This window comes from Flavobacterium sp. WC2509, from assembly GCF_052683105.1.
In genome coordinates this window covers 674,869-697,454 of record NZ_JBQZFG010000001.1, presented here as the reverse complement: position 1 = coordinate 697,454, position 22,586 = coordinate 674,869, and the positions used below count along the sequence as shown (strand labels likewise).

Here is a 22,586-nt window from a genome sequence, read left to right as displayed (position 1 = left end):
TTGATTAAATAAAATGATGATGAGTAATTATAAAAGATTTTTTAGAGGTTGTATCATTTTGCTTTTTCTTTTCCAATTAAGTTTTAGTGTGGAAATGTATGCCAATAAACGGAAAGATTATTTGGTCACGGCTTTTGGGGCTGTGGGAGATGGCAAAACATTAAATACTAAAGCTATTCAAAAAGCAATTGATGCCGCGAATAAAAATAAAGGTGGAAGAATTGTTTTTTCGAAAGGTGTTTTTTTAACAGGCAGCATTGTTTTGAAAAGCAATGTTGAGTTGTTTTTTGAAAACGGGACAACGTTATTGGGAAGTATAAATCCAGATGATTATCCAAAGTACAATGATGCCCGAGCTTTGATAATTGCTCATGCTCAAAAAAATATTTCGATAACAGGAAAAGGAATTATTGATGGACAAGGAAGAGAATTGGCTTTGGCAGTTGACAGTTTGCACCATACGGGAGTACGAATCGATCCAAATTATAATTATAGAAGACTTCGCCCAAGCGATGGCAGGGGAAAATTGATTTTTATTTCGGAATGTGATTCGGTTAAAGTGACAGATGTGTTGTTGAAAAACAGTTCGGGCTGGGTGTTTTCTTTTCGAAAATCAAAAAATATAGTTATTGACTACGTTAATGTGAATAGCCGTGCGTATTGGAATAATGACGGAATTGATTTAGACGGCTGCGAAAATGTAAGGATTACCAATTGCGATATCAATGCTGCCGATGATGGTATTTGTTTAAAGTCAGATTCTCCAGGATTGTACAACAATAATTATTACATAGCCAATTGTTCGATTCGGTCGAGTTCATGCGCGATAAAATTTGGGACAGGTTCTTTTGGCAGTTTTAAAAACATAATAATCGAAAATATTACCGTTTTTGACACTTTCAGATCGGCGATTGCCATTGAATCTGTGGATGGTGCCGAAATTGAAAATATTACCGTTTCGGATATCACTGCCGTAAATACAGGAAATGCGATTTTAATTCGATTGGGTCATAGAAATGGAGATAAACCGGGCTATATTAAAAATGTATCCATTAAAAATGTAAAAGCCCAAATCGCTTTTGGACGACCAGATATTGATTATGATTTGCGTGGGCCAGAAGTAGATTATTTCCATAATCCTTTCCCAGCTTCGATTGCCGGAATACCGGGACATTCGATAGAAAACGTAACTTTAGAGAACATTGAAATTACGTATCCGGGAAGAGCCTCCAAAGGAATGGCTTATTTGCCTTTGTGGCGTTTAAAAGACGTGTTGGAAAATGTGAAAGGGTATCCAGAATTCACCATGTTTGGAGAGTTGCCATCTTGGGGATTTTATGTTCGCCACGTGAATGGCATTCAAATGAAGAATATAAAATTGACTCTTGAAAAAGAAGATTTTCGTCCGGCTTTTGTTTTTGATGATGTAAAAGAACTTCGAATGGGAAATATTGCTGTTCCTTCAGATAAAAACAATCAAATTATTTTTAAAGATGTTTCTTCGAGTACTCTTGATACGGAAGCTTTAAAAAGAAAAAGCGAACCTAAACAAAGTACGTTTGAATTGCCTGCGAGATAAAATTTAGATGAGTATGACCTTATAAATAAAAACAAATGAAAAAGAAATCTATAATAGCCCTGATCGTTTTTTGTATTTCATTGACCACTGTAGCGCAAAAAGTATATGATGTCAAAAAATATGGAGCCAAAGGAGACGGAAAAACCAATGATGCCGTTGCGATTCAAAAAGCCATTGATGCTTGCAGTGTAACAGGTGGACAAGTATTGATACCAGCTCCATTTACCTTTTTGACGGGACCTTTCAATGTAAAATCAAATGTGGATTTGCATATTGAGGGAGGTGCTAAAATTTTAGCAAGTCCAGATGAAAAATTATACACTGAAAGTGCTTTTGGTGCCAACAAAGGAGAAGGTACCATTTGGATTGGTGGCAAGAACATCGAGAATTTTACCATTAGCGGAAGCGGAAAAATTGACGGAAACGGAATTTCGTTTATGGGAGCCGAAGAGGCAGATGCTTATGTGTTGAAGCCTTTTAATGTCTTGGATCCGCGACCTCATGTGCTTACCATTATAGGCGGGAAGAATATCCGAATAAAAGATGTTCATATTGGGAATTCTGCCTATTGGACGGTTCATCTTGTGGGTTGCAACGATGTTGTCATTAGTGGAATCACTTTGTTGAACAGCCTGAAAGTTCGTAATAGTGATGGAATTGACATTGATCACAGCAAGAATGTCCGTATTAGCGATTGTTATATCGAAAGCGGTGATGATTGCATTTGTCTAAAAAACAGAAGAGAATTTGAAGAATTTGGTTCTTGTGAAAATATTGTTGTGACCAATTGTACGATGACTAGTAGCAGTTGCGCCATCAAAATTGGTTCCGAAAATATGGATGTTATCAAACAGGTGCTGTTTAATAATTGTATCATAAAAAACAGCAATCGTGGAGTAGGTATTCAAAATCGTGATGAAGGAACGGTAAGTGATGTGATTTTTTCTAATATGATTATTGAAGGGAAATTAACAACAGATACCTGGTGGGGGAAAGCAGAACCTATTTATGTAACGGCTTACAGTCGTGCCAGCGGCAACCATAAAGACGCCAACTGGCGTTTTCCAAAAGGAGCTACTGAAGGCAAAGTGGGAGCGATAAGCAATATTTATTTTACCAATATTCAATGTACCGGTGAAAACGGAGTTTATGTCAGCGGAGAATCGAAGGATAAAATCAAAAATATAGTTTTTGAAGGAGTCAATATTTCTATTGATAAAACATCAACTTTCCCTGGAGGAATTTATGATCGTCGCCCTTCCAAAATGGATGGTTTTGTGAAAGGCAGCACTTCGGGATTTTATTTTGACACCGCAGAAAATATAAAAGTTCAGAATTGTTCGGTGACTTGGGGAAAGAACAAGCAGGATTATTTTAAATATGCTGTTGAAAGTAAAAATGTTGATGTTTTGAAAGTGACTAATTTAGACGGAGAATCTGCTTTTCCAGATAAATATGAATCTGTGAAAAAATAATGATTATCAATTTTGAAAAATATTGCTTCGATACAAATTAAATAGTGTCGGAAGAAAGTGAATTGTTTTGTTGGTTTTATATGAAAAAAGGGGAGACATTAAATATCTTCCCTTTTTTTGTTTAATAGAATCGAAGTCAGTTAAAAATAATTGATAAGGGTATTACGGTTAACTCGTTTTTAAGTTTGGTCGATTCTTATTTTTTCAAATATTGATCGAGTGGTACCAATAAATTTTTGGCATTGCCCATTTTATCAGAAAGTGTTTGCGCTTCTGAAATCATATTCGTTGTTAAACCGCGAGTTCCTGTAATGTTTTTTCTAGCATTATTTTCAGGTGATTGATCGACTTTGGCAGAGAGTAGGAGTAGAGCTACTCCAGCAACCTTATTCTCTTTTACGCCTTGAGCTCGTATATATAGCATTCCCAAATTTCCAATAGCAAGTCCGTCTCCCTGCACAGAGGCTTTTCGATACCATTTATTTGCTTTTGCAAAATCAACTGTCGTTCCCTTGCCATTTTCATAAAGTACGCCTAAATTAAATTGCGCAGCCGCATTTCCCTGCTCGGCTGCTTTACTATACCAAACAACTGCTTCGCGTTCATTTTTGCTAACTCCAATGCCTTTTTCATACATCACAGCCACATTAAATTGAGAATCTGCATGTCCTGTTTTAGCTGCAGTGAGAAATTCCTTGTAAGCAAGGGGCATGTTGTTAGCATCAACCGCTACAATACCAGCTTTGAAGTTTTTATTTTCTTTAGTTTGTCCTTGAGTTTTTACGGTCAATACCAAAGTAATAATTAAGGATAGGCTTAGTTTTAAAAAAATGGATCTGAATGGTTTCATTTGCAATAATTTATTTTTCATAAATATACACAACATATTATTTAATGCGCTAATATATAAGAATCAATTAATCTTTATATTTGACTCATTAAATTAATAAAATGAGCGAAAAAACTAAACCGTATGCCTTAATTACGGGCGCGAGCAAAGGCATTGGAAAATCTATTGCTTATGAATTGGCTAAACAGGGTTATCCACTATTGCTTGTGGCGAGAAGTGGCGAGGAATTAAAAGCACTATCTGATGATCTTCAAATTAAATACGGCATCAATGCTGCTGTTTTATCGATTGATCTTTCGACAAATGGGGCATCGCTAAAAGTATTCGATTGGATAAAAGGGAATAACTATCCAGTTGGCTTTTTAGTTAACAATGCAGGTTATGGTGTGTGGGGCGATTTTAGTCAGTCTTCTCTAACCGACCAGCTTGGCATGATGCAACTTAACATGAATGTAGTTGTAGAACTTTCACATTTATTGGTACCCATACTTTCACAAGAAAAGCACGCCTACATTTTAAATATATCGAGTACTGCTGCATACCAAGCTGTACCTACGCTAGCTATTTATTCGGCAACAAAGGCTTTTGTTTTATCGTTTACCCGTGCCTTGCGTTTCGAACTTGCCCAAACTTCAATTTCAGTAACCTGTTTTAGTCCAGGCCCAGTTGATACTGGTTTTGCTGCGACAGCTGGTTTAAACGCTCTTAGCAAAATGGCCGAAAAGTTTAATATGCAACCTGATGAAGTTGCAAAACTTGCGGTAAAAGCCATGTTCAACAAAAAATCAGAAGTTATTCCAGGTTTTACAAATATCATTTCGGTTTATGCCAATCGCATACTACCAAAGGCATTTATCGAAAAAACGGCTGCAGGGATTTATAAAATTTAATTTTTTCAAAAAAAATAAAAAATATTCTTTGCAAAAAAAGAAATTATATTACATTTGCATAAATATCTACTAATTCTATAGAGTATATCTAATATGAGAAATAAGTTTAATTTTACTAAAGATCGAATGCACGCCAACACTATGCGAATGTGTTGCTGTTGTTGCTGTTGCAAATCACTTTAGATAAAATTACAAACATTATTATTTCATTTATTAAATATATTTATCATGGTATCTTCTTATAAAACTTTTACCCTTACTGAGCAATTAACTGCTGAGCAGATTAACTTTTTTAACGAATATGGTTTTATCCATTTCAAAAAATTTATAAATCCAGAAACTGTTTCATCAATCATTGATGCCTCGAAACAAGTGGAGCAAAAATTGATTGACAATGACCTTCAAAAAGTAAATGGTGTTCCAATTAAATTTGGAAAAGATTTAGATGGGTCTCCTATTGTGCAGCGTTTTGCTTTTATCAACCAACATCATCAAACCTTAAGCGGTCTTCTACTTGATCCAAGATTTAATGGTTTATTACCATTGGCAGGCGATGGCGCAAGATTAGGTACTGAAGAAAAAGATGGAATGGTTTTCAATCATTATATCAATGGGCCAGAAAGTAAGTTTACTAAAATGGGCTGGCATACAGATGGTTTGAGAGATATTTTTTATGGTGGAAAATTAAACCCGATGCTAAATGTGGGTATCCATTTAAGCACTTTAAAACCCGAAAACGGCGGACTTAAAATCATTCCGGGTACTCACAAGCAAAGTGTTTATCAAATGCTTTTCCGTAAAAAGTACTTTTTAGATAATAAACCCGATCCACAGGAAGTTTCCATCAATCCAGAAGCTGGAGATTTAACCATTCACGACGGCCGTTTGTGGCACAGAGTTGCAGAATCATCTATCCGTGGCGAAGAAAGCAGAAGGAGAGTTATTTATGTTCCAATTATAGCAGGAAAATATGCTCCTAAAGATGAGAATAGTCCAACGGTTTTTTATCAACGTTTCGCTGGAATTGTTAAGTAATCATGCTGTTTATCATCGCATATAGTTATCTGGTTAGATCAGGTAAGCTAAAAAGTACAACAGATTTTCTTAAAAATACTCGAAGAAAAATAAAGTTGAAAATTATAAAACTGGAATTTGGCTATTAATGGGAACAGAAACACAGACTGCAGATTATAGTACAATTGTACAAAGAACATTTTCAGACCGTAAGCGGACTAATATTTTAAAAAAAGCAGAACAGTTAACGATTGTATTTTTGCTTCCAAAGGTACCTAAATTCATTTCGCCAAACGTACTCACATTAATTGGCACACTTGGTTCTGGATTAGTTTTTTTAGCTTTTGTTTTAGGTGCTTATTTCGCCAATTGGTATTTGCTGTTTGGAATTATCGGGTTGGTTATAAATTGGTTAGGCGATTCTTTAGATGGAAGATTGGCATATTATAGAAATATTCCACGCCGTTGGTATGGTTTTGCACTCGACATTATTGCCGATTGGATTGGTATTGTACTTATAGGTTTTGGCTACTACATCTATGCTAAAAATGGCACACAAATAGTAGCCTTTGCTTTTGTCGCATTGTATGGCTGGTCTATTATCATCAGCCAGTTACGCTACAAAATTACAAATGAATACAGTATAGATTCTGGCTTTGTTGGCCCAACTGAACTTAGATTTATTATTGCTTTAATTTTAATTGCAGAAGTTTTATTTCATGGATCAATTACCTATTTGGCTGGCTTAATCACTGTTATATTATTTATAATTAATGTTATAGACAGCTTAAAGCTTTTGAAGTTAGGTGATTTAAAAGATAAAAACCAAGACTGATATGTTCAGGAAAAAATCCATTTTCATTTTTCTACAAGCACAAGTTGCGGCATTTTTAGGAGGCATTACAGATTATGGTTTAATGATTTTATTGACAGAAGTATTCAAATTGCATTTTACCTTTTCTATTCTAATCTCTGGAACCGTTGGTGCCATTATCAATTTTAGCATCAATAGATTTTGGGTATTTAAAAATCAATCGGGTTATAGCAACCACATCAATAGTCAGCTTTTTAAATTTACGTTTGTTGTATTGGGAAGCATTTCCTTAAAATCATTTGGTACGCTTATTTTACAAAATGTATTTCAAATCGATTATAGAATCGGAAGATTAATTACAGATAGTTTTGTTTCTTATGGTTTTAATTATCCACTAATTAAATATTGGGTTTTTAAGATAAACGAGAAACAGAATGTCATCGAATCAAATTAGCTTAAAAATATTTCATTATGAATAAATTACAATTTAAATATTTTACAAAATTACTATTCGTTATAACGATCTTAGTAAATATAATTTCTGGAAATCTATTGGCGCAATCCAAAAATCCATCGCCATTACATTTTCCAACGCCTAAAAACGTAGATAATATGCTATTTTACATTCAGCGAGATCCGAATATAAATACTGCAATTTATGCCATAAACTACGAAGAAAATGGAAAAATAGACAAAAGCAATCCTATAAAAGCATATTGGATTCGATATGCTGAGAAAGGAGAAAAAAAAGATTTTAGTTATATACAACGCAAATTTGCATACGGAATAGAAAGTAAAACCTTGAATAATGAGGAGTTTGAGTTTCAATTTGTATCGTATAAAAAGTTACCCTTAATCTTGAAAAAGATAGATTCAGATCAAAAATATCATGTTTTTATAAATTTAAATCAGAAAAAAATACAGGTAGAAAAAATATTTGTGCGCATTGAAGGAGGTTCTTTTTGGTTACCAAATGTAAAGTATGCCGAAGTTACCGGAATTGATGCTTCCTCAAATAAAACAATTACTGAAAGAATGTTATTGTAATAAGATAGCTATATAGTTGGATATACTAAAGGTTGATCTTCTAAATTTAATACTTTTACAAATCGACAGAGTAAAATCAGCCGGTTTGTATTTGTGAAAATTCCCGCTTAAAAATAATAAAAAAAAGTCTTGTGAATCAGTTGATTTACAAGACTTTTTTGTGGAATCGCCGGGAATCGAACCCGGGTCCAAACAAGCAATTAAAGAGCTTTCTACACGTTTATTTTCTGAATAGATTTTCGACTTGGAGTTAGGTCAGAAACAACCGCTCTTTGCTTAGCTTCTTTAGTTTCGAAATCCACCCGAAGCTTGTGGAAATCTAGGTTTAAATTTACGATTTACCTTAATCGACCGCTATAAACCAAAGCTTTCGAGGTAAATCCTGCTTTCCTACCTGGTAGGACGAGGCTAATCTTACTATGATTCAGATTATGCAGCAAGAGCGTAGTTTCCTTCGCCGTGTAAAATGTTTGAGACCTTTTATTTACGAGAATTATCCCAGTTCTCGACGTGCTTACTTTCCAATTCGACTTGCTGTCAAAACCAGTCGACCCCATTTTTTATTTTAGATTGCAGATTGCAGATTGCAGATTGCAGATTGCAGAATCTTAAATCGGACTGCAAAGATACGACAGGAATTTTAAAAATCAATATTAAAATATAATAACAATATCAATTTCAAAAATCAATAGCAATTTGAAATAAATTTTACTCAGTATCTGCTACTTTAAACGGGTAATCACCAAATATAACAGACAGTTTTCGAACAGCATAAGTACTTTTATTCATTTTATTAGACAAAGCAATTATAGTAACATTTTCATCTTTCAACGGAATATATGAAGACGTAAAACCATGCCACCAACCATTGTGGAAATAAAAGTTTTTACCATTTTCCCAATTAATCATTCGAATACCCAATCCATAATTTTTAGTGCCTTTTCTTTCGTTGCTATAACCTGTGTATACTTGCGCTAATAATTCAGGTTCCAAAAAGGCAGGAGAATTTCTTGCTCTGTCAAATTTTAATAAATCTCTAGGAGTAGAGTAGATATTTTTGTCACCATATATTTTGTCCAGATAATCAATCCCAATTTCAACCCTATTGGCTTTATAAGATGGTGCTACATGATGTTTGTCTTTATCAAAATCCAAAACAAAAGTATGTGTCATTCCTAACGGTTTGAAAATAATTTGAGCCATTGCATCTCTATAAGAAAGCTTTGTTACTTTTTCGATGACTAAAGCAAGCATGGCATAATTAGTATTGCAATAGGCAAATCGAGTACCAGTTTTTTGCTCTAATCCAATGTTTTTGGTCCCCATAATAGTCAAAATATCTTGATTGGTCAGGGTATTATGTCTGTCCCAAACGCTTTTATCACGATCGGTAAAATAGGCATAGCTACGCATACCACTTCTATGACATAATAGCATTCTTATGGTAACCAACGGATAAGGAAATGTAGGCAGAAAGTCAGTTACTTTTTGATCCAAATTTATTCTTTTTGCATTGACTAGTTTTAACACAGCCGTAGCAGTAAGAACTTTACTAACCGATGCAATATGAATTGAAGTGGTATCTGTTATTGGTGTTTTATCTCTTAAGTTGGAATAACCTTCATATTTTTCAAAAATAATCTGACCATTTTTTGCTACTAAAAAACTGCCGTTCATACTATTGTTCGGCCAATTTTTTCTGTAAAATGTTTCTATTTGACGTTTTTTTTCAGCTACATAATCTGCGGTAAGCGGCGTTTCTTTACCCATCGGTTTCATTTTCGGTAAAACGTTTTTGGGAAGGTCTGCGTCTTTTATTTCTTGTTCGTCATTTTCCTTAGTTGTAGATTCTTGCTTGCAGGAAATTAATGCCACAGCTAGGAGCATTAAATATAGTAGAGGTGTTTTTTTTATTAAATTCATTTTCGAAGGGCTAGAAAAGCAAATATATAGAAACAAAAACTTTTGATTTACAGTTTTTTTTAAAATTTAACTTTTTTTTGAAAGCAGTTGCTATCTGTTTGACCACCAATATAAAATCACATATTCGGTCTCGTTAAAGATAAGAATTTAATAGCAATATTCTTGATAAGAGCATCGCTTGCATTTTCTAAATGATTTTAATTCGCATAGAAAAGGATCAAATTGTCATAATCCGCACTTGAAAATAAATATTTTAAGGAGTGAATGAACAGGCTTTGTCAGAAAATATCGACTACAGCTGTCGACTAAATTCCAGCTCGCAGCTTCTATTAGGGCTAAAAAGGGTAGATAGTCTTTATTTTGGGACACATTTCAATTGCCTCCTTTAGAATTAGATTATGAGAATTAGGTTAGTCTGATTTTGAATTATTTTTTTCATAAAAAAATACATATTAAATTATAATATTCTGTTTTTAGACGATAAAATTATTGGTTTTATTGATTGTTTTTAAATGTTTGATAAGTAATGTTTTAGGTTTTTTTTATGTTAAAAAAGGTGTAACTTTAAGAAAAATTTGGAAGGATTTTATTTAAAAAAGCCTACATATTAATATAATAAACCTGAAATAAATGAAAGTCATTACAAAAACCATAGAGTGGAGTGTCTTTATATTTTTAGTTTTTCAAACTGCTGTATCTGCACAAATAAAGGTTGGGGATAATCCAACGGTTGTTAACTCCTCAGCGATAATGGAAATCGAATCGGCAAATAAGGGATTTCTTTTGCCGCGCCTGCAATTGGCAAATCCATCACTGGCCACACCTCTTTCACAGCATGTAGCGGGTATGATTGTCTATAATACTGCAACTGTATCAGGACTTACACCAGGATTTTATTATAATGATGGCTCAAAATGGATTGGTATCAGTCAGTCAGCAGCTACAGGATTGCTTTCCGCAGATAACGGTCTGACCAGCGTGGCAGGAGTAGTCAAGTTAGGCGGCAGTTTGACACAGCCTACAATATTAACTACTACGGCAATCAATACATTTGCAATTAATGGTTTAAGTGTAGGAGATACTTCCCATGGAGATTTTGTGATTATTGATAAAACAACAGGAGTGCTAAAAACTATTCCTTATTCAGTTATTGAAGGAACAATAAACAACAAATTGGATAGTAATCCGATTATTACTGCGGGAACCAATACCAAAATTACGTATGATGCAAAAGGATTGGTAACCAAAGGAGAAGTTGCCGCTGTCCAAGATATACAAGGACTGCAGATTGAATTGAATAAAAAAGCTTCTCTTGATTCGCCGGTATTTACAGGAGCCGCAAAAACAACACCAATAAATGCGACTTCTTCAGCTGATGCCATTGCCAATAAAAGCTATGTCGACAATGCTGTCTCAGGGGCTAATCCCTCAGTGGTTTCTCAAACGATAACGGATGGGCAAACCACAACAGCGCCTTCTGAAAATGCGGTTCATGATGCTTTGCTCTTAAAGGCAGACAAAACGTATGTTGATACACAAGATGCCTTGAAAGCAGATAAAACTTATGTTGATTCGCGTGATGCTTTAAAGGCAGACAAAACATACGTTGATACCCAAGATGCCTTGAAAGCGGATAAAATTTACGTTGATACGCAAGTTGCTCTAAAGGCAGATAAAACCTATGTCGATACCCAAGATGCTTTGAAAGCAGATAAAACTTATGTTGATTCGCGTGATGCTCTAAAGGCAGATAAAACGTATGTAGATACGCAAGTTGCTCTAAAGGCAGACAAAACATACGTTGATACTCAAGATGCCTTGAAAGCGGATAAAATTTACGTTGATACGCAAGTTGCTCTAAAGGCAGACAAAACGTATGTTGATACACAAGATGCCTTGAAAGCGGATAAAATTTACGTTGATACGCAAGTTGCTCTAAAGGCAGACAAAACATACGTTGATACTCAAGATGCCTTGAAAGCGGACAAAACTTATGTCGATACACAAGTTGCTCTAAAGGCAGACAAAACGTATGTTGATACCCAAGATGCTTTGAAAGCGGATAAAACCTATGTCGATAGTCAAGATGTTTTAAAAGCAGATAAAACATATGTTGATTCCCAAAATGTTTTGAAAGCAGATAAAACGTATGTAGATACGCAAGATGCTTTGAAAGCAGATAAAACTTATGTTGATACGCAAGTTGCTCTAAAGGCAGACAAAACGTATGTTGATACACAAGATGCCTTGAAAGCGGATAAAATTTACGTTGATACGCAAGTTGCTCTAAAGGCAGACAAAACATACGTTGATACTCAAGATGCCTTGAAAGCGGACAAAACTTATGTCGATAAACAAGTTGCTCTAAAGGCAGACAAAACGTATGTTGATACCCAAGATGCTTTGAAAGCGGATAAAACCTATGTCGATAGTCAAGATGTTTTAAAAGCAGATAAAACATATGTTGATTCCCAAAATGTCTTGAAAGCAGATAAAACGTATGTAGATACGCAAGATGCTTTGAAAGCAGATAAAACTTATGTTGATGCTCAGGATGCTTTGAAAGCAGATATAACTTATGTAGATTCAAAGATTACTTCAACAGGAAATATTTATACCAAAGACGGCACGCTAACGGATAATCGTAAGATTACATTAGATAGTAAAAATCTTGAAATTGTAGGAAGTACAGCTGCTAATCCTACTCGTTTGGCTCCCGATGGAACTATGACGGTAGGTGGGAATGTAAATATAAATAACAAAGTGACAGCAACAAATGCTCCTATAAATTCACTTCAATTTACAAATGACGAAAACGGAGCTGGTTATGCCGCAGCAAGTATTACAGCTCAAACTGGCGATAATAAGGCAAAAGGACAGCTTTCATTTAAAGTAAAAACAACTGCAGGTGTTGATACCGAAGTAGCGCGTATGACAGATAAAGGGAATGTTTTGATAGGTGGCACTACAGATAATAATTATGCTGTGCTAAATGTCCAAAGTACAACCAAAGGGGTATTGATACCAAGACAAACAGAACTGCAACGTAATGCAATCAATAGTGCTGCCCCAGAAGGATTACTTGTATATCAAACAGATAATACCAGCGATTCGCAAAAAGGACAATACTTAAAAACGAGTACTGGCTGGAGCAGAATGTTACTTGAAGGTGAAATAAAGCAGGATTATTTTGAAGCAAAAAACACTTCGGGAGTAACGATTTCTGGAAACGCCACTGTTCCCATTGCTGTGCATATCACAGGTATTGATAATGCTACCAATGCTAAAAATATAGATATTTCGGATCCTACTACAACGGCCAAGGCACGATTTGACGGAGTAGTGATAGATAATGTTCTTCCAGGTGGTATTTGTAAAGTTTATTTGAGATATATTTCTGTTAATAACAATACTTCGGCTTTTACGCAAAATGCATTCATTTTTTTAAATACAGGAGGAACCTTTACGAATGATCCTTCCAGTTTGCCTTTTGGAGTTGATGTAGGGAAAATTCTAAATATAAGTCCCACTGAAGGTGCTATTTTGTTTACCGTTTATCCTGTGACTGATTTTTTTAGAAATCAATACGAACGTATTAAAAATAGTGTTGATGAAACGGTTTTTACTGGTCGTGTAGTTTCCAGTTTAGAACCATTGGACGATACTTATTTAACGAATAAAAAATATGTAGACGAGGCGGTTGCTTTTGCACGGCTGTATCAAGGAGCTTGGAATGCTGCTACAAATTCACCTCCTCTTGAAGCTGCGGGAATAGCCCAAAGGGGTTGGGCTCGTGATGTGACTGTTGCCAGTGGAGCGCTAGTAAATTATACTAATATGTGTGCTGGTACAAATATTCTGAAAGGGGATGTCATCAAGTTTGACGGAAACTGTTGGGTAGTGCTCGAAAAGCAGTATCCATCAGCGACGACTAGTCAAGAAGGTATGGTAAAATTGGATGGGACTATTTCGTCTTCCACTTCTTTAGTGCCTACTTCTAATTTATTAAAAGCAGTTTCTGATGCAAATCAATCACATATTGTCAATATAAGCAATCCGCATAGTGTTACCAAAGCCCAAGTTGGATTGGCAAATGTAGACAATACAAGTGATGCCAATAAGCCAGTATCTACTCTACAGCAAACTGCTTTAGATTTAAAAGCAGATAAAACGTATGTAGATAGTCAAGATGCCTTTAAAGCAGATAAGGCATATGTTGATTCCCAAAATGCCTTGAAAGCAGACAAGACTTATGTTGATACACAAGATGCCTTGAAAGCAGATAAAACATATGTAGATACTCAAGTTGCTCTAAAGGCGGATAAAAGTTATGTTGATTCCCAAAATGCCCTAAAAGCAGACAAAACATATGTTGATACACAAGATGCTTTGAAAGCAGATAAAACATATGTTGATACTCAAGTTGCTCTAAAGGCGGATAAAAGCTATGTTGATTCCCAAAATGCCCTAAAAGCAGACAAAACTTATGTTGATAGTCAAGATGCCCTTAAAGCAGACAAGACTTATGTTGATTCCCAAAATGCCCTAAAAGCGGACAAAATTTATGTTGATAGTCAAAATGCCCTTAAAGCAGACAAGACTTATGTTGATACTCAAAATGCTCTGAAAGCAGACAAAACTTATGTTGATACGCAAGATGCTCTGAAAGCAGATAAAACGTATGTCGATAATCAAGATGCACTTAAAGCTGATAAGACATATGTCGATACGCAAGTTGCCTTAAAAGCAGACAAAACTTATGTTGATACGCAAGATGCTCTGAAAGCAGATAAAACGTATGTCGATACGCAAGTTGCCTTGAAAGCAGACAAAAGCTATGTTGATTCCCAAGATGCTCTGAAAGCAGATAAAACATATGTAGATACTCAAGTTGCTCTAAAGGCGGATAAAAGCTATGTTGATAGTCAAGATGCCCTTAAAGCAGATAAGACTTATGTTGATACTCAGGTTGCTTTAAAGGCAGATAAAACATATGTTGATACGCAAGATGCTCTGAAAGCAGATAAAACGTATGTCGATAATCAAGATGCCTTAAAAGCAGACAAAACTTATGTTGATAGTCAAGATGCTCTGAAAGCAGACAAGACGTATGTAGATACACAAGATGCGCTTAAAGCTGACAAAACATATGTTGATACGCAAGTTGCATTAAAAGCAGATAAGACATACGTTGATTCACAAGATGCCTTAAAGGCAGACAAAACTTATGTTGATACCCAAGATGCTCTGAAAGCAGATAAAACGTATGTTGATAGTCAAGATGCCCTAAAAGCAGATAAAACCTCAGTTCTTATTTTAGCTGGTATAAAAGCGGATAAAAGTTATGTGGATTCCCAAGATGCTTTGAAAGCGGATAAAACGTATGTTGATACTCAAGATGCTTTAAAAGCAGATAAAAGTTATGTTGACACACAGAATGCTTTGAAAGCAGATAAAAGTTATGTGGACTCACAGGATGCTTTGAAAGCAGATGTAAACTTTGTTATTGCTCAAGATGCTTTAAAAGCAGATAAGACTTATGTTGATTCTCAGAATGCTTTGAAAGCCGATAAGACTTATGTTGATTCCCAAGATGCTTTAAAAGCAAATAAAACTTATGTTGATTCCCAAGATGTCTTAAAAGCTGATATTACTTATGTAGATGCTAAAATAGAAGATCAAATTATTGATGGAGAAATTAATAAAGCACCATCCCAAAATGCAGTTTTTGATGCTTTAAGTAAGAAATCAGAGAGCAATCCTGCTATTACCGCAGGAACCAATACCAAAATTACGTATGATGCAAAAGGATTGGTAACAAAAGGGGAAGTTGCCGCAATTACAGACATACAAGGATTGCAGACAGAATTGAATAAAAAAGCACCTCTTGATTCACCATTATTTACGGGGACACCAAAAACAGTTCCTATAAATGTATTATCTGCTGAGAATTCCATTGTAAATAAAAGTTATGTCGATGATCTGGTAAATCAGGCCAAAACTTCGGTGGTATCCCAAACAATTACAGATGGTCAAACCGTTACAGCTCCTTCTGAAAATGTGGTTTACGATGCTTTGGTTTTAAAAGCACCTGTTGCATCGCCTACGTTTACTGGTGTTGCTAAGGCAGTTACACCAACAGCAACGAGTGATGTAAAATCAATAACCACAAAAGAATATGTAGATGTTTCAGTCGCGCAAGTAAAAGCAGATGTCATTTCGCAATCTATCTTATTAAATAATGCAGCAACTGCTCCATCGGAAGATGCAGTACGAAAAGAACTGGATTTGAAAGCCCCTCTAAATTCACCTGTTTTTACTGGAACTGCAAAAGTTCCGGATATTACAACCAACAGTATTACAGATCCATTAGCTATTGCAAATAAGGGTTATGTTGACTCAAAGATTACGGACGAAGGAAATATTTATACCAAAGATGGTACACTAACGGATAATCGTAAAGTTACATTAGATGGAAAAAATCTAGATTTCATTGGTGATGAAACAACTAATCCTACCCGTTTGTCACCAAATGGAACGATGACAGTGGGGGGGAATGTAAATTTAAATACCAAAGTGGCAACAACGAATACTGCCATAAATGCGCTTCAATTTACAAATGACGAAAATGGAGCTGGTTATGCAGCGGCAAGCATTACGGCTCAAACAGGAGGAGATAAAAGTAAAGGACAGCTTTCTTTCAAAGTAAAAACGGCAACTGGCATTGATACTGAAGCCGCTCGTATTACCGATAAAGGAAATGTATTGATAGGTGGAACCACAGATGACGATTCTGCTATATTAAACGTGCAGAGCACAACCAAAGGAGTACTGATGCCAAGACAAACGGAAGCACAACGTAATGCAATTAGTACTCCTGCCCAAGGATTGCAGGTTTATCAAACAGCAACTACAGGTAATTCTCAAGAAGGGCAATATTTGAATACAAGTGCAGGCTGGAAACGAATGTTGGTTGAAGGCGAAATAAAGCAGGATTATTTTGAAGCAATAAATACAGGTGGAGCAATTTCAGGAACTACAGATATTCCAATTGCTGTTCATATTACAGATGTTGATGCTTCCAATAATAAAAAAATAGCGATTTCGGATGCTAATTCATCGGCTGCGGCACGATTTGATGGAGTAGTAATAGAAAATGTTGCTGCAGGAGCTTTGTGTAAAGTGTATTTACGATATGTTTCTCATAATATCAATACTTCAGCCTATAAACAAAATGCATCTGTTTTTTTAAGCACCGCAGGAGGCTTTACCCATGATCCTTCCAGCTTGCCTTTTGGAGTAAGAATTGGAAAAGCTTTTAGTGTAGGCTCTCCTGGTTCTGTTTTGTTTTCAGCTTATCTCGTTGCTGATGTTTTAAGAAATCAATTCGAACAAACTAATGTTAATACAGGTCTTGAAGAAACAGTATTTACTGGCCCTATTGCTTCTGATATAGCGCCCTTAGGTGATAATTATTTAGCGAATAAAAAATATGTGGATGAGACAGTTGCCAGTTTGCAGCAATATCAAGGAGTTTGGAATGCCGCTACAAATACTCCTACTCTTGTTGGTGCACCAACAGCACAAAAAGGTTGGACTTATGATGTAACGGTTGCGAGTGGAGGACCTGTAAATCATCTCCATATGTGTGCTACAGCTGATATTTTGAAAGGAGATGTAATTAAATTTGATGGAACTTGTTGGGTAGTACTCGAAAAGCAGTTTCAATCGGCTACTACTTCTCAAGAAGGGGTGGTAAAACTCGATGCTGTCATTTCGGCTTCTAATACTTTGGTACCAACTTCCAATTTATTAAAGTCGGTATCTGATGCGAATCAAGCGCATATAGCCAATACAAGCAATCCGCATAGCGTGACTAAAAGCCAAGTTGGTTTAGCAAATGTAGATGATACAAGTGATGCTAATAAACCTGTATCAGGACCGCAACAAACTGCTTTGAATTTAAAAGCAGACAAGACAAATGGGGTATCCCAAATAACCGATAGCAATCCTTATGCAAATATTGGAACTTTAGCAGGTGTTACTCAAGCAGATATAAACGCTAGTGTTAATACCAAATTAGGTGAGAAAACCCAATTGAATGGTACAGGTTTAGTGAGAATGACTGGTACTGCTATCAGTTACGATAATACAGCTTATGCACCCTTGGCTTCGCCTGTGTTTACGGGTGATGCTAATGCTGTAACTCCTACTTTTGGAGATAATGACACTTCAATTGCTACTACAGCTTTTGTTAATAGATATGCAGTTGATCTTTGGTCAAAAACTGGAAATAATATAAGCGATGATTCTAATTTTATTGGAACTATCAATAACAAGGATTTAGTGTTTAAAGCTCATAATATTGAACGAATGCGTTTGAATCAATCACTTGGACAAGTTGAAATTGGGAACGCTGTAAGTCCAACCAAATTAAGTATAAATACCACCAGTGAGGGTTCTAAAAATGATGCTTTTAAGATAATTACAAATGATCCAGACCCATTTATTATGGCTTTTCAAGCTTTTGGTGCTGGGACGGGACCTCATTATTTTGACATCAGTGCTTTTTCGGCTAATAATATTCCTGGAAATATTTCAATGCTTTCCGAAGGAGGGATACTTAGTGTTGGGAAAGATGATTTTACGGGTTTAAGCGAAAAGTTGGAGGTAAATGGAAATGTAAGGGCGACTGGTTTTAAAATTCCAAATGGAACTTCAGGTCAATTCCTAATGGCTGATGGTAGCATCTCTACAGGTTCATTTACAAACGAATGGTCACTTAATGGAAATGCAGGGACAGATCAATCTATAAATTTCATTGGAACTACCGATGATAGTGATATTGTTTTCAGAGCCAATAATAGAGAGCGTTGGCGTATGGGATCGGATACGGGACGACTTTATGTAGGTGCCCTCAACGATGTCAATAGTGCAGGATCGGTGTACATAATACCAGAAGGCGGCACAACCAATAGTACGCCTTTAACGATAAAAACTGCCGATATAGATAATGCTCTTAATTTGGAATTTAAAACTCATCTAGCAGGAGGTTCCAAGTATTTCGAGATAAAAACTTTTGTAGGTGATAATACTGTTTCTACTCCGGCAAGTCTTTCCTTGCTGTCTGAAGGAGGAGTTCTTAATCTCGGATATTTCGATTTTACCGGTTTAAACGAAAAATTGGAAGTAAACGGAAAAGTTAGAGCAACTGGCTTTAAAACTTTAGGAGGAACCGCAAGTCAATACCTCATGGCTGATGGCAGCACATCTACTGGTCCGGTTTCAAATGATTGGTCGCTTACTGGAAATTCGGGAACAATTCCTGGCACTAATTTTATCGGAACTACCGATAACAAGGATGTGGTGTTTAAAGCCAATAATATTGAAAGAATGCGTGTAAACAATGCAAATGGAAAATTATCTGTGGGAACTAATACAAATCCAGGTTCATTGCTTATAACAACAAGCAGTTCGGCTTCTACAGCTCCATTCTCAATAGCAACATCTGATGCTAATCCTCTTGTTATGACTATTCAGGATATTGGACTTGCGCCGAATAACTTTTTTTCTGTAGATGCCTTTAGAACTGGGAGCCCTATTGTTCCCGCAAATGTAAGTTATCTATCAAGTGGAGGTTTATTTAGTATTGGATATAATGATTATACTGGTTTAACCGAAAAAGTAGAAGTAAATGGGAATGTAAGAGCAACCGGTTTTAAAATTCCAAGCGGAACTTCCAGCCAATTCCTTATGGCTGATGGTAGTACATCTACAAGCTTTAACCAATGGTCGCTTCTAGGGAATTCAATAGACGAAAATATTAATTTTATTGGAACTACTAACGATGCGGATATTGTATTTAAAGGTAATAATAAGGAGCGTTGGCGTATGGGAACTGATACAGGTACTTTATATGTAGGTGATATTGCCGACCCTACAAGTTCAGGAACATTAATGGTAGTAACAAATGCTACTGGTGCCGATAGTACGCCTTTTATTATAAAAACTGCTGATACTGCGAGTCCCCTTGTTATGTCTATTCAAACGATCACAAGATTAGGACAACGTCTTTTTAAACTAAGCACCCAGGGAGAGACTCTCGCTTCTCCTTCAAATTTTTCTTTCATGCCAGATGGAGGGAATCTTAATATTGGAAGTGATGTTTTTACAGCTTCAAGCGAAAAAGTAGAAGTAAACGGGAACGTAAGGGCAACTGGCTTTAAAGTTCCAGGCGGAACCGCAAGCCAATTCCTAATGGCCGATGGTACAGTATCTACCAACTCTGTTACGAATGCTTGGTCTTTTTCCGGGAATGCAGTAACCGAAACTAGTTTTATTGGAACTACAAACTCTTCGGATATTATATTTAAAGGCAATAATAAGGAGCGTTGGCGTATGGGTACCGAGACGGGGACCTTTTATGTAGGTGATATTATCGATCCCGATAGTTCAGGTACGTTAATGGTAGTAACAAATACATCAACTAGAAATAATACGCCTTTTATTATAAGAACATCTGATGCAACTAATCCCCTCACGATGGCTATTATAACTGATAAAGGATCTGGAACTCCTTTTTTTAGATTAACAACCAAGGGAGAAGAGGCATCTTCTGCTTCAAATCTTGCCTTATTGCCTGATGGCGGTGTACTTAATATCGGGGGGACTTCTTTTTCAGGCCAACAAGAAAAGGTGGAAGTGACAGGATTTGTAAGAGCCGAGGGTTTTAAAACTCTGAAAGGAAAAGCCAGCGAATACCTTATGGCGGACGGTAGTGTGTCTTCAGGTGGCGGTGGCGGTGGAAGCGGTCTTGTTGTTGATGGTGGAGTTGATGCCACTTTGAAACCCATAAAAGACGCTTCTAACAATGTCAATACAGGTTTGCTTGTAAGTACTAAATCTATTACTTCTTATGGAAGTGCAAACGCTAACAACACAGCTTTTGGGCAAAATGCACTTGCGCAGGCGGCAACAGGCAGATTCAATACCGCTTTAGGATACAATGCACTTTATAATATTACTACTGGTGAAAATAATACAGCAATAGGATATTCTGCTGGAGCGGGTAGTAATAATGGTTCGAATTCAGTGTATGTAGGGGCAAATACAACATCTAGTGCTGGAGCAACAAATGAAATTGTTATAGGGGCTGGAATTATTGGAAACGGAACAAATACAACTACTATTGGAGATTCAAACACAACAACTACTTTTCTAAGAGGTACTGTTTTTTCAAATGGATCTTTTACCAATACTTCAGATGAACGCCTGAAAACGAACATTACAAAAGTAGAAAATGGTCTTGCAGATGTAATGAAGTTGAGACCTGTTGCTTATGATAAAAAGAGAATGCTGACAAGTAACAACTACGATTTGCATGAAATAGGTTTTATTGCTCAGGATTTGAAAAAAATCTTTCAAAAAGGAGTCGTGTTTGAAGGTACAGATAAAGACAAAATACTTTCTGTTAATTATGATGCGTTGATTCCAGTTTTGACCAATGCGATACAAGAACAGCAAAAAATAATTGATGAGGAAAAAGCTAAAAACGATAAGCAGCAAAAAGAAATTGACGAGCTGAAAGCGATTGTGAAACAGCTGTTAGAGAAAAAATCGTAGAGACGTTGCATTGCAACGTCTCGGTCTCAGTAATGCAACGTTCCTGCAAAACAACCATATTAACGAATAACCGAATCATCAAATGATGAAAAACAAACATTTCTTCCATATAATCATCAGTGTTTTACTGTTCTGTTCATCAATGATTCAAGGACAGAATTATATTTTCAGCGGTGGCGAAATGGGTATTTTTGGACCAGTTTCTTTTGGAACGAGCATTTCTTGGGCTACAGCCAGAACAGCTAACCCAGGTTATTATTCTTGGACAATAGGTAGTGGGAATTATACAAATGCTGATGATGGTCACCACATAAACGGTTATGTGAAAAAATATGGCTCAGAACCTTTTGTATTTCCTGTAGGATCTGGAACCGATTTGCGAACTCTGTCTATTTCTGCGCCTTCAAATCCTTCTGATGTTTATGCAGTTGCTTGGATAGTAGGAGATCCAACTATTATTGGAGATCCAACCAATGGAAATTTATTTCATCCAGTAACATTAGTTTCGGGTGAAATTTCTGCAGTAAGCACAGCTGGGCAATGGGATTGGCAAGCAGTGCGAGGGACAGGAGCAGGGTTAACAATAACAGTTTCTATTCCACAACTTTTTGGAACAGGATTTAATGATGCCTCGTTATTGCGCTTAGTGGGTTGGAATGGAAATGCATGGGAAAGTCTTGGAACAGCGGGAGCTTCTGGGACTGTTGAAAACAGTACACTCAGTGGTATCATGAAAGCAGGAATACAAGCAATAGGTATTGGATGTATAAACAGTATTCCTGTTGATACAGATAGTGATGGAGATGGCTTATTTGACAGTGCAGAAGGAGTAACAAACGATACAGATAATGACGGTATACCTAATTATTTGGATCCTGACGATGATGATGATGGAATACCTACCAAAGATGAAAACGCCGATCCAAACGGAAATGGAATTCCAGATGATGCCATCGACAGTGATAAAAACGGTATTCCCGATTATTTACAGCCAAATAATGGTGACCCTAATCTTGGTAATGAATTAGAAATCTTTAACGGAATTTCACCTGATAATGGGAATTATGAAGATGGAGTATTTATAATTCGAAACATAGAAAAATACCCAGATAATGTAGTAACCATTTATGATCGTTGGGGAGATCAAGTGTATCAAACTATTGGATATAATTTGCATGGTAATGTATTTATTGGAGAAGCTTCAGGAGGTAATAAGTATGGTAGCGGAACTAAATTAAAAGAAAACACTTATTTTTATGTGATAAAGTATCGAAAAAGTACAGCCGATAAATATAAAGAACACTCTGGTTATTTGTATATTAAGAGGGAATAGGTTTTAGCAAATAGAGAATAAAATCATCAGTTGTTTTGA

The 22,586-nt window shown here is 36.0% G+C and carries 11 protein-coding genes and 1 other RNA gene; 9 read left to right on the top strand and 3 right to left on the bottom strand.

Annotated elements, in window-relative coordinates; translation table 11 throughout:
- The first annotated feature begins 19 nt into the window (after nucleotides 1-19).
- Both ACUN3A_RS02745 and ACUN3A_RS02740 read left to right on the top strand, forming a co-directional pair.
- Nucleotides 20-1,579 carry a glycoside hydrolase family 28 protein gene (locus tag ACUN3A_RS02745; protein ID WP_445549822.1) on the top strand — a complete coding sequence of 520 codons (1,560 nt, stop codon included), beginning with the start codon at nucleotides 20-22 and terminating at the stop codon, nucleotides 1,577-1,579.
- 35 nt (nucleotides 1,580-1,614) lie between these two features.
- The gene (locus ACUN3A_RS02740; RefSeq protein WP_445549821.1) at nucleotides 1,615-3,054 is read left to right on the top strand and encodes a glycoside hydrolase family 28 protein; all 1,440 of its coding nucleotides are present in this window, start codon (nucleotides 1,615-1,617) and stop codon (nucleotides 3,052-3,054) included.
- A 196-nt stretch (nucleotides 3,055-3,250) separates the two neighbouring features.
- Here ACUN3A_RS02740 and ACUN3A_RS02735 read toward each other — a convergent pair whose 3' ends face one another.
- Complete coding sequence (locus tag ACUN3A_RS02735; protein ID WP_445549820.1) at nucleotides 3,251-3,904, bottom strand: tetratricopeptide repeat protein; 654 nt, start codon at nucleotides 3,902-3,904, stop codon at nucleotides 3,251-3,253.
- A gap of 101 nt (nucleotides 3,905-4,005) precedes the next feature.
- Between ACUN3A_RS02735 and ACUN3A_RS02730 the strand changes: the two genes are divergently transcribed.
- From ACUN3A_RS02730 to ACUN3A_RS02710, 5 genes are all read left to right on the top strand, one after another.
- A complete protein-coding gene (locus ACUN3A_RS02730) occupies nucleotides 4,006-4,794 on the top strand; it encodes an SDR family NAD(P)-dependent oxidoreductase (protein WP_445549819.1) in 789 nt (262 codons plus the stop codon).
- A 228-nt stretch (nucleotides 4,795-5,022) separates the two neighbouring features.
- Nucleotides 5,023-5,829 carry a phytanoyl-CoA dioxygenase family protein gene (locus tag ACUN3A_RS02725; protein WP_445549818.1) on the top strand — a complete coding sequence of 269 codons (807 nt, stop codon included), beginning with the start codon at nucleotides 5,023-5,025 and terminating at the stop codon, nucleotides 5,827-5,829.
- Between the two features lie 127 nt (nucleotides 5,830-5,956).
- A complete protein-coding gene (locus tag ACUN3A_RS02720; RefSeq protein WP_445549817.1) occupies nucleotides 5,957-6,643 on the top strand; it encodes a CDP-alcohol phosphatidyltransferase family protein in 687 nt (228 codons plus the stop codon).
- Nucleotide 6,644: 1 nt separating this feature from the next.
- A complete protein-coding gene (locus ACUN3A_RS02715; protein WP_445549816.1) occupies nucleotides 6,645-7,076 on the top strand; it encodes a GtrA family protein in 432 nt (143 codons plus the stop codon).
- Between the two features lie 17 nt (nucleotides 7,077-7,093).
- Nucleotides 7,094-7,669, top strand: coding sequence for a DUF4833 domain-containing protein (locus tag ACUN3A_RS02710; RefSeq protein ID WP_445549815.1), 576 nt, complete (start codon nucleotides 7,094-7,096; stop codon nucleotides 7,667-7,669).
- Nucleotides 7,670-7,827: 158 nt separating this feature from the next.
- Here the strand turns inward: ACUN3A_RS02710 and ssrA are convergent.
- Both ssrA and ACUN3A_RS02700 read right to left on the bottom strand, forming a co-directional pair.
- Nucleotides 7,828-8,224, bottom strand: a transfer-messenger RNA (tmRNA) gene (ssrA, locus tag ACUN3A_RS02705).
- Between the two features lie 153 nt (nucleotides 8,225-8,377).
- Nucleotides 8,378-9,592 (bottom strand): serine hydrolase domain-containing protein, encoded by a 1,215-nt coding sequence (locus ACUN3A_RS02700; RefSeq protein WP_445549814.1) that lies wholly within the window; start codon nucleotides 9,590-9,592, stop codon nucleotides 8,378-8,380.
- A gap of 630 nt (nucleotides 9,593-10,222) precedes the next feature.
- On the opposite strand from ACUN3A_RS02700, the gene ACUN3A_RS02695 reads away from it, so the two are divergent.
- A complete protein-coding gene (locus ACUN3A_RS02695; protein WP_445549813.1) occupies nucleotides 10,223-21,214 on the top strand; it encodes a tail fiber domain-containing protein in 10,992 nt (3,663 codons plus the stop codon).
- Between the two features lie 82 nt (nucleotides 21,215-21,296).
- Nucleotides 21,297-22,547: a gliding motility-associated C-terminal domain-containing protein gene (locus ACUN3A_RS02690; RefSeq protein ID WP_445549812.1), complete on the top strand. Its 1,251-nt coding sequence runs from the start codon at nucleotides 21,297-21,299 to the stop codon at nucleotides 22,545-22,547.
- Nucleotides 22,548-22,586: the final 39 nt, after the last annotated feature.